The 3,544-nt window shown below is 38.2% G+C and carries 2 protein-coding genes; one reads left to right on the forward strand and one right to left on the reverse strand.

The features are described from left to right. Nucleotides 1-665 precede the first annotated feature (665 nt). Nucleotides 666-3,017: a type I DNA topoisomerase gene (gene topA, locus AAC037_RS21775; protein WP_339905577.1), complete on the reverse strand. Its 2,352-nt coding sequence runs from the start codon at nucleotides 3,015-3,017 to the stop codon at nucleotides 666-668. A gap of 169 nt (nucleotides 3,018-3,186) precedes the next feature. Between topA and AAC037_RS21780 the strand changes: the two genes are divergently transcribed. Next, the coding region (locus AAC037_RS21780; RefSeq protein ID WP_339905578.1) for a histidine phosphatase family protein at nucleotides 3,187-3,544 on the forward strand (358 nt) is incomplete at its 3' end.

Below are 3,544 nucleotides of genomic sequence, written 5' to 3' on the forward strand. Positions count from 1 at the left end.
TATAAAATTTAAAACTAAATTCCAAGCTTAGACAGAGTTAAGATTACAGTCTCTTTTTTCTAGCCCTTCTCCAAAAGAAAAATAGGATAAGCACTATTATTGGTAAAATAATAAAGATTATCAAATCGCTTGTCTTAGAGGGATCTACAGGGTCCGTAGGTTTGGGAAGCCCTTTTTGAATTTGAGCCAGAAGCGGATAAGGAAATAAAGCAACAATAGTTAAGGTTAACAATTGTAGAAAACTACCTACCGAGTTGACCTTGTGTTTATTCTTAATTCTTAGAAATAAATTTTTCATTTTAAACATGTTTTTATAATGATTATTTGTTTCAATTGCCTCAAGCTACACCAAAGTTTTACAGGTTGTTTGTGATTTGGGGAGAAAAGAAATAGCAATGATTCAGATATTTTTGTTGCCAGGATAATGGCCATTAAATTCTTTCAGACCTGTCAAAGGCTATCCCCTAAAAATTCACACATTCCTTATGGTAAATATTTCTGTCTTTTACGACAGGTTAGTAAATAAGTAGCTCTATCAGAATAAACTGCAAATAACAGGCCAACTGTAAAAAGTTATGTATGATTAGGCCTTATAATTTTCTAGGATGAAAAAATATTTTATAGACAAAAAAAAGAGGCAGAAATTAAACTGCCTCTATCATTGATTATTTTTTTGCTTTCTTTTTAGCCGGAGCTTTTTTTGCAGCTGCCTTTTTGGGCTTGGCCTTTTTGGCATCGCCTTGTGTTTCAATTAGCTTCATTACCTCTTCATAAGTCAAAGATTCAGCCTCTTTGTCTTTTGGGATCTTGAAATTGCTTTTGCCCATTTTGATATAAGGTCCCCATCTACCATTGAGTACCTGAATGTCAGGGTTTTCATCAAAGGATTTGATATGCTTTTTGGCATCAGCTTCCCTCTTGTCTTTGATTAACTGTATGGCTTCATCTAAAGTGACAGATAGTGGATCGTATTCTTTGCCTAAAGAAACAAATTTGCTGTCATGCCTGATGTAAGGCCCAAAACGCCCAATGGCTGCCACAACTTTTTTGTCTTCAAATGTACCTAAATCCCTCGGCAGCTTAAACAGTTCCAATGCATCCTCTAAGGTGATGCTTTCAATAAATTGTCCCTTCCGAAGGCTGGCAAACTTTTTCTCCTCATCTTCCGCATCTCCAATTTGAACGAGAGGACCAAATTTCCCCAGTCTGGCAATTACTACCTTGCCTGATTTTGGGTCGATCCCTAATTCTTTGCTGGAATTAACATCTGTTCGTTTGATGTTTTCTGTAAGTTCCACTTTTGAATGGAAGTTGCCATAGAAATTTTGAATCATTTCATCCCAGGGTTGGTCTCCCTGAGCAATATGGTCAAACTCTTTTTCTACCTTGGCAGTAAAGGAGAAGTCAATCACATTTGGAAAATGCTCCACCAGAAAATCATTTACCACCATGGCAATATTTGTTGGGAACAATTTATTCTTTTCCGTGCCTGTGGTTTCTGTTTTTTCTGCTTCATTGAATTGTCCATCACCAATGGTCATTTCAATGTATTTTCTTTGAACGCCATCTCTAGACTCCTTAACAACGTAATTTCTTTTCTGCACTGTAGATATGGTAGGGGCATATGTGGAAGGCCTTCCTATACCCATTTCCTCTAATTTTTTCACCAGAGATGCTTCTGTATACCTGGCAGGTGGTCGCGTAAAAGACTGGCGGCCTTTCATTTCAATTAACTGCAGCACTTGCCCCACAGTGAGTGGAGGCAATAATCCTTTTCCAGTTGTTTCTTCTTCCTCCTCATCATCGGTGCTTTCAAGGTAGACTTTTAAGAAGCCTTGAAATTTGATAACTTCTCCACTTGCACTTAAAGTTTGGTCCACATTGGATATGGCTATGCTTACATTGGTTTTTTCCAGTTGAGCATCTGCCATTTGAGAGGCAATGGATCTTTTCCAAATCAATTCATACAAACGCTGCTCATTCCTGTCCTTACCGGCATCATGTTCGGCAAAAGAGGTAGGCCTAATGGCCTCGTGAGCTTCCTGTGCCCCTTCAGATTTTGATTTAAATTTTCGCTTTTTATGGTATTCATCCCCATAAGCTGATTTTATCTCTTTTTCTGCATCCTTTAATGCATCATCAGATAAATTAAGACTATCCGTCCTCATGTAGGTAATTTTACCAGACTCATATAGCTTCTGGGCGATATTCATTGTTTGGGCCACAGAGAAATACAACTTCCTACTGGCCTCTTGTTGCAAAGTGGAAGTGGTAAAGGGTGGCGCCGGACTTTTCTTTGCTGGCTTTGTTTCCAGAGATTTGATTGAAAAATCTGCCTCTAAACATTTTTTCAAAAATTCCTCTGCCTCTTCTTTGCTCTGGAATTTCTTTGGCAATTCTGCCTGTAGTGTTTTGCCTTCTACATCAAAAAGGGCTGTTATTTTAAAAGATACTGTAGGTTTAAATTTATCAATCTCTCGCTCCCTGTCCACAATGAAACGAACGGCCACAGATTGAACCCTACCTGCGGAAAGCCCGGCTTTGATTTTTTTCCATAGTACCGGTGAAAGTTCAAAACCAACTAGCCGGTCGAGAATTCTTCTTGCCTGCTGTGCATTTACCAAATCATAATCTATGCTTCTAGGGCTTTCTAGAGCCTTGGTAATTGCTGATTTGGTAATTTCCCTGAAGACGATCCTTTTTGTATTTTCATCTTTTAATTGAAGTACCTCTTTTAAATGCCAAGAAATCGCTTCTCCTTCACGGTCATCATCACTTGCTAGGAATACAGTATCTGCACCCTTTACTAATTTTTTAAGTTCTTTAATTACTTCCTTTTTATCTGGAGTTACCTCATAGGTCGGCTTGAACTTGTTTTTAATATCGATGGCATTTTCACCTTTAGGGAGATCTCTTACATGCCCGTAGCTGGAGGTAACTTTGAAGTCTTTTCCTAGGTAACCCTCTATTGTCTTGGCTTTTGCAGGAGACTCCACTATGACTAAATTCTTTGGCATGGTTAATTTCTTTAAAGATAAAAATAAATGGGACCAGGTAAATTCCCATAATTCAAGTCCTAAAAATAGATGTCATATTATTCTCTTCCAAATATTCATTCAAAGCAATTTTTATTGCCGACAAAATTTCCACATATTTATTTTTCATTTTGAAGTTTAATTGAGCTACATGGATAAGGAATTATTGTTGGTGCGACATGGGATTACAGAGGCTCCCGGTTTTGATAAAAAGGACCTGAAAAGAGACCTAATAAAGCCAGGAATTGATCAATTGGAAAGGTTGTCCAGGCTATTGAAAGCAAATGGGCAGATTTGTGACCATATGGCCTTTAGTCCTGCGAACAGGTGTAGGCAAACGGCGCAGATTCTTTCATCAGCTATGGAAGTAGGTAAATCCACAGTGGTTAATGAAATATATCAGGCCGAGCATGGAGCCTTACTGCAGGTTTTAAATAGCTTTGATAATAGGGATAACCATGTAATGATGGTGGGACATAATCCGGGAGTGAGCCATTTGGCTGCTTTTC

It is taken from the genome of uncultured Cyclobacterium sp. (assembly GCF_963976465.1).
Taxonomy (GTDB): domain Bacteria; phylum Bacteroidota; class Bacteroidia; order Cytophagales; family Cyclobacteriaceae; genus Cyclobacterium.

Coding starts and splice junctions, on each gene's coding strand:
- topA (WP_339905577.1), bottom strand. CDS start 3,017: ATGCCAAAGAATTTAGTCATAGTGGAGTCTCCTGCAAAAGCCAAGACA.